The following is a 6055-nucleotide window of genomic DNA, read 5'->3' on the forward strand; positions in this document are numbered from 1 at the left end:
AGAGCGGACGCTACAGGATAGCTAGCTCTTTCTCGATGGCCGCCAGCGCCACCATGGGATCCTCGGCCTGCGTCACTGGCCGCCCGATCACCAGATAAGAACTGCCCGCGGCCATGGCCTCGCCGGGCGTACGAACGCGACGCTGATCCTCGGCCGCTGCAAAGGCTGGCCGGATCCCCGGCGTGACCTTGAGGAAGTCACTACCGCAGATCTCGGTCAAGCGTGCCGACTCCTGCGCCGAGCACACCACGCCATGCATGCCACTCTTGTGCGCCAGACGTGCCAGACGCTCGACCTGGGCGGCGGTCGATGCTGGCAGTCCAATCTCGGCCAGGTCCTCATCCCCCAGACTGGTCAGCACCGTAACCGCGATCAGCAGAGTGTCGAAACCATGGCGATCGAGGCGCTCGCGTGCCGCCTCCATCATGCGGCTGCCGCCACTGGCGTGGACATTGACCATCCACACCCCTTGCTCGGCAGCCGCCTGCACGGCCCCGGCCACGGTATTCGGGATATCGTGAAACTTGAGATCGAGGAAAACCTCGAAGCCGCGCCCATGCAAGGCCTCTAGCACATCGGGGCCACCTCGGGTGAACAGCTCCTTGCCGACCTTTACACGACAACGCGCCGGATCGAGACGGTCGGCCAAGCACAGAGCGGCATCCATGGAAGTGTAGTCGAGGGCAACGATCAAGGGTGATGCGGTCGACATGGTCGAGTAAGTTCCTGTCGGCGGAAAATGTCAGCACAGTATATCACAGGCCCCCGCCTGCTCCCTGCCCCTTGGATGTAGCCGATGTCGTCGCCTTTTTGTCGGCAATGTCTTACACATTTCATGGTCAATCTCTTAACCAATAATTGCTTTTTTAGTGATAACTTGTAATTGCCCATCGCGGGCACCGACAACCAAAGGACAACTCTACGGAGGGAACCATGAAGACACTTCTCAAAGCCTTGGCATTGAGCCTGCTGCTCGGCACCGCAAGCATGGCACTGGCCCAGGAAGTCGCCCCGATCAACATCAATACGGCTGACGCCGAACTACTGGCTGAACTGCCTGGCATCGGTAGCGCCAAGGCCCAGGCAATCGTCGATGAACGTGACGCCAACGGTCCTTTCACCGATGCCGACGCCCTGACTCGCGTCAATGGCATTGGCGAAGCTACCGTGGCCAATCTACGCGACCAGGTGGAGTATTGATGATACCGGGCTCCCGTTCGGGAGCCCGGTTTTCACTTGGGCAGGTGCATACTTGAATCCTGGGGTTTGTCCGAAAAGTCGCCTAGTGCAGATTGTTTTCAGACAAACCCTTAGATCCTCAGACCACCATCACATTCGATCACCCGCCCAGTGAAGTAGTCGTTCTCGAAAATGAACGCCACACTCTCGGCGATATCGTTCGGCTTACCCAGCGTCCCCAAGGGAATGCCGCGCGCGATCTTCTCCAATACCTCGGGGCGCATGGCGGATGTCATCTCGGTCTCGATGAAACCCGGCGCCACCGCACCCACACGCACGCCATGGCGCGCCAGTTCCTTGGCCCAAGTGACGGTCAGTGCCGCCACACCGGCCTTGGTCGCCGCGTAGTTGCTCTGTCCCATGTTGCCAGCACGTGAAATACTGGAAATATTGACGATCACACCACCCTGGCCGGATTCCACCATCTGGCAGGCCGCTTCCCTGCCGCACAGGAACACACCGGTCAGGTTGACGTCGACGACCTGCTGCCACTGGGCCAGCGACATGGTCTTCTCGATCTTGCCCTCCTTGACCTTGACCAGCAGGCCATCGCGAGTAATACCGGCATTATTGACCAGGCCAGTGACCGACCCCATCTCTGCGGCGATGTCAGCGAAGGCCTGAGCGACCGATGCCTCGTCGGCAACATCGGTGGCATAGGCTCTGGCTTCGATGCCTTCATCACACAGGGTGCCGATGGCAACATCAAGCAATTCCCGCTCCAGATCCAACAACGCCAAGCGAGCTCCCTTCTTTCCCAGTAGACGCGCCATGGAAAGCCCCAACCCGCGCGCTCCCCCCGTGATGGCGATCACCGCCTTGTCCATCTGCATGTCAGTTCCTCGGGTTTCGTTCCATATCAAGCAGCGTTGTGCACCGCAACATGTCAAATATAGCACGACACACCCCTGCGCCCAACACGACCAATTGGGCAAATAGCGGTTGAAATCGCATCGCTTATCACCATTTAATCAGGAGTTCTGATCCGCGGAGGCATCATGCCGTTCCTGTTGCTTTTCACGTTTTTCGCCCTGCTCGATTTCGTCGTCCTGTTCGCCGTCGGCAGTCAGATCGGACTCCTGATCACGCTGCTGCTGGTACTGGCAACCGGATTCATCGGCCTGCATCTGATTCGTCGCGAGGGAATGGCAACGCTTCAACGCGCGCAACAACGTCTCGCCGAGGGCGAGCTGCCATCCGACGAACTGTTGACCGGTGCGGCCCTGATCTTCGGTGGCGCGCTATTGATGGCCCCAGGCTTTCTCTCCGATGCCTTGGGCTTCATGTGCCTGATCCCCAATGCCCGACGCCTGCTGGGCAAGCTGCTGGCACGGACCAACATCCTTATCCGTGGCTTCCACTACCGCCATGGCCAAACATCAGGCAACGACTGGCACTCCCCACATGACGACACGCCGGACGAGCATCGCGCTTCCCATGAAGGAGATGATTCCCGTCACCAGCCGCTCGAAGGCGACTTCATCTCCAAGGACGAGCCACATCGGTGACGAACAACGCATAATTTTTTTATCGGCAGGCCTTGAAAGGGCTTGAGTAGCCCCCACTGATGGGGCTAGCGACACTCTTCGGCCAACAGGCGCATGCTTGTGGCCATTGACAAGAAAGGCAATCGCCTTCGATCCGGGAGGTCCACTTCCGGAGCTGGTATGGACCCGTCATGACAAATGCATGACACAGCAAACCATCAGGAGAACGTGAGCAATGAACATCCGTCCCTTGCACGATCGCGTCGTCGTCCGTCGCGTTGAGGAAGAGCAGAAAACATCAGGCGGCATCGTGCTCCCGGGCAATGCCCAGGAAAAGCCGACTCGTGGCAAAGTGCTCGCCGTCGGTAACGGCCGGATTCTCGACAACGGCGAAGTGCGTCCGCTGGACGTCAAAGTCGGCGATACCGTGATCTTCAAGGAAGGCTTCGGCGTCGAGAAGCAGAAGATCGACGGCGAAGAGGTCCTGATCATGAGCGAGTCCGACATTCTCGCCGTGGTCGAAGGCTGAGCCTGAATTCCTTGCACTGACTGCTCAAGTTTCACGAACTAACCGTAGGAAGATCAAAAATGGCAGCAAAACAGGTCAAGTTCTCCGACGATGCCCGTAAGCGCATGGCCCGTGGCGTCGATCTCCTCGCCAACGCCGTCAAGGCCACCCTGGGCCCGAAAGGCCGCAACGTGGTGCTGGAAAAGTCCTTCGGCGCACCGACCGTGACCAAGGACGGCGTGTCCGTGGCCAAGGAAATCGAACTCAAGGACAAGTTCGAGAACATGGGCGCGCAGATGGTCAAGGAAGTCGCTTCCAAGACTTCCGACGTTGCCGGTGACGGTACCACCACCGCCACGGTGCTGGCTCAGGCCATCATCACCGAGGGCATGAAGGGTGTGACCGCCGGCATGAACCCGATGGACCTCAAGCGTGGTATCGACAAGGCCGTGATCGCCGCTGTCGAGCAAATCCGCGAACTGTCAGTGCCCTGCACCGAGCAGAAGTCCATCGCCCAGGTCGGCACCATTTCCGCCAACGGCGACGAGCGTATCGGTGAGATCATCGCCGACGCCATGCAGAAGGTCGGCAAGGAAGGCGTCATCACCGTCGACGAAGGCCGTGGCCTCGAAGACGAGCTGGAAGTCGTCGAAGGCATGCAGTTCGACCGCGGCTACCTGTCGCCCTACTTCGTGACCAACCAAGACACCATGGCGGTGGAACTGGAAGATCCGTACCTGCTGCTGGTCGACAAGAAGATCTCCAACATCCGCGAACTGCTGCCGGTGCTGGAAGCCGTCGCCAAGGCCGGCAAGCCGCTGGCAATCATCGCCGAAGACATCGAGGGCGAAGCCCTGGCCACCCTGGTGGTCAACACCATGCGCGGCATCGTCAAGGTCGCCGCCGCCAAGGCACCGGGCTTCGGTGATCGCCGCAAGGCCATGCTGCAGGATATCGCCATCCTGACCAACGGCACCGTGATCTCCGAGGAAGTCGGTCTGACCCTCGAGCAGGCCAACCTCGACCACCTGGGCAGCGCCAAGCGCATCACCATGTCCAAGGAAAACACCACCATCATCGATGGTGCCGGTGCCGAGGCCGACATCGAAGCGCGCGTCAACCAGATCCGCGCCCAGATCGAGGAAACCTCTTCCGACTATGACCGCGAGAAGCTCCAGGAGCGCGTCGCCAAGCTGGCCGGCGGTGTCGCCGTGATCCGCGTGGGTGCCGCGACCGAAGTGGAGATGAAGGAGAAGAAGGCTCGCGTCGAAGACGCCCTGCACTCCACTCGCGCCGCTGTCGAAGAAGGTGTCGTGCCTGGTGGCGGTACCGCTCTGGTGCGCGTGCTGGCCAAGATCGCCGATCTCAAGGGCGACAACGTAGACCAGACCCACGGCATCGCCATCGCCGTGCGCGCCATGGAAGCCCCGCTGCGTCAGATCGTGGCCAATGCTGGTCAGGAAGCCTCCGTCATCCTCAACCGCGTCAAGGAAGGTGAAGGTAACTTCGGTTACAACGCCCAGACCGGTGAGTACGGCGACCTGTTCGAGATGGGTGTCATCGACCCGGCCAAGGTGACTCGCAGCGCGCTGCAGTCCGCCGGTTCCGTGGCCGGTCTGATGATCACCACCGAGTGCATGATCGCCGAGGATCCGGAAGAGAAGGAATCCGGCGGTGCCCCTGACATGGGCGGCATGGGCGGAATGGGCGGCATGATGTAAATCGCCACCCAGCTAGCTGATTGCCGGGAGCGGTCCTAAGGGATCGCTCCCAGGCAAGCGGAAAGAACCCCTGAATGGCGGGAGGTCGACGACTCCCGGCATACAGGGGTTTTTCTTTGATAATCCAGCAGGTTAGCGTGGCTAGGGTTCGGGTAGCTCTTGCCCGGCCCGCTGATCCTCCAACTCTTGGGCCTCCGCAGCAAGATCGCCAAGAATCGGACAGTCAGGGCGATGGTCACCGTGACAATGATTCGCCAGGTGAAGCAGGGTCTCGCGCATGTCCTGCAGCTTCTTGATCTTGCTATCAAGCTCGTCGATATGCGCCAGGGCCACCGCCTTCACATCCGAACTGGCACGGTTTCGATCCTGCCACAGTGCGAGCAGGTTATACATCTGCTCCACCGAGAACCCGAGGCTTCTCGCCCGTGAGATGAAGCGCAGTATATGGACATCCTTTTCACTAAAGTCCCTATAGCCTGAATCTGTCCGGCTGATCCGAGGGATGAGACCGACATCTTCATAATAACGAATCATCTTGCCGGAAACGCCGGATGCTTTCGCTGCCTGCCCGATATTCATCAGTTAGCTCCTGTCTATCGATCCGCTCGTATCCTCATCCATGGTCTTCCGCCCACCAGCCTCTGGAGGTTTGAGCATCACTGTGACTTTACAATAAGAAGAATACTCTTGACCTTCCAACAATGGGAAGCTTTACGCTGAAAATTCCCAACACCAATGGAGGAAGGATCCATGCCGAAATTCAATGTTCCCAAGATGACCTGCGGTCACTGCGCCTCGACCGTCACGACTGCCGTCAAGAGCCTGGACACGAACGCCACTGTGGAAATCGATCTCGACAATCAACTGGTAACGGTCGAGAGCACCGCCGATTCGGCAGCCATTGCTGCTGTCCTCGAGGAAGCGGGTTATCCCAACGAGCAGGCGTAGTAATGAGGGGGCCGAAGGTAAGACACCTTGGCCGCAGAAACTGAGTGCAACACCTGACCATTCCGGTAAGGTGTTGCCTCCATGGCCTATTCAGAACTCAGCATCGAAGAACGCGCCACGATCCAGGTCAGCCATGCGCAAGGCATGAGCAT

Annotated in this window: 8 protein-coding genes; 5 read left to right on the forward strand and 3 right to left on the reverse strand. The window is 59.3% G+C overall.

Annotated elements, in window-relative coordinates:
• Positions 1–10: 10 nt before the first annotated feature.
• Positions 11–712 carry an orotidine-5'-phosphate decarboxylase gene (gene pyrF, locus IE093_RS19390; RefSeq protein ID WP_189472113.1) on the reverse strand — a complete coding sequence of 234 codons (702 nt, stop codon included), beginning with the start codon at positions 710–712 and terminating at the stop codon, positions 11–13.
• A gap of 221 nt (positions 713–933) precedes the next feature.
• Here pyrF and IE093_RS19395 point away from each other — a divergent pair, with 221 nt between their 5' ends.
• Positions 934–1200, forward strand: a complete 267-nt coding sequence (locus IE093_RS19395; RefSeq protein WP_189472115.1) for a ComEA family DNA-binding protein — start codon at positions 934–936, stop codon at positions 1198–1200.
• A gap of 110 nt (positions 1201–1310) precedes the next feature.
• Here the strand turns inward: IE093_RS19395 and IE093_RS19400 are convergent, their stop codons facing one another.
• Positions 1311–2072 carry an SDR family oxidoreductase gene (locus IE093_RS19400; RefSeq protein ID WP_189472116.1) on the reverse strand — a complete coding sequence of 254 codons (762 nt, stop codon included), beginning with the start codon at positions 2070–2072 and terminating at the stop codon, positions 1311–1313.
• Positions 2073–2237: 165 nt separating this feature from the next.
• On the opposite strand from IE093_RS19400, the gene IE093_RS19405 reads away from it, so the two are divergent.
• From IE093_RS19405 to groL, 3 genes are all read left to right on the forward strand, one after another.
• Positions 2238–2747 (forward strand): FxsA family protein, encoded by a 510-nt coding sequence (locus tag IE093_RS19405; RefSeq protein WP_189472118.1) that lies wholly within the window; start codon positions 2238–2240, stop codon positions 2745–2747.
• A gap of 214 nt (positions 2748–2961) precedes the next feature.
• Complete coding sequence (locus IE093_RS19410; RefSeq protein ID WP_189472120.1) at positions 2962–3255, forward strand: co-chaperone GroES; 294 nt, start codon at positions 2962–2964, stop codon at positions 3253–3255.
• A gap of 59 nt (positions 3256–3314) precedes the next feature.
• Positions 3315–4955 carry a chaperonin GroEL gene (gene groL / locus IE093_RS19415; RefSeq protein ID WP_189472122.1) on the forward strand — a complete coding sequence of 547 codons (1641 nt, stop codon included), beginning with the start codon at positions 3315–3317 and terminating at the stop codon, positions 4953–4955.
• 141 nt (positions 4956–5096) lie between these two features.
• On the opposite strand, the gene cueR is transcribed toward groL, so the two are convergent.
• A complete protein-coding gene (gene cueR / locus IE093_RS19420; RefSeq protein WP_189472124.1) occupies positions 5097–5534 on the reverse strand; it encodes a Cu(I)-responsive transcriptional regulator in 438 nt (145 codons plus the stop codon).
• A 171-nt stretch (positions 5535–5705) separates the two neighbouring features.
• Here cueR and IE093_RS19425 point away from each other — a divergent pair, with 171 nt between their 5' ends.
• Entirely contained in the window at positions 5706–5903 is a 198-nt protein-coding gene (locus IE093_RS19425) for a heavy-metal-associated domain-containing protein (RefSeq protein WP_189472126.1), read from the forward strand.
• Positions 5904–6055 lie beyond the last annotated feature (152 nt).

The sequence above is a fragment of the Litchfieldella qijiaojingensis genome, assembly GCF_014651875.1.
Lineage (GTDB): Bacteria > Pseudomonadota > Gammaproteobacteria > Pseudomonadales > Halomonadaceae > Litchfieldella > Litchfieldella qijiaojingensis.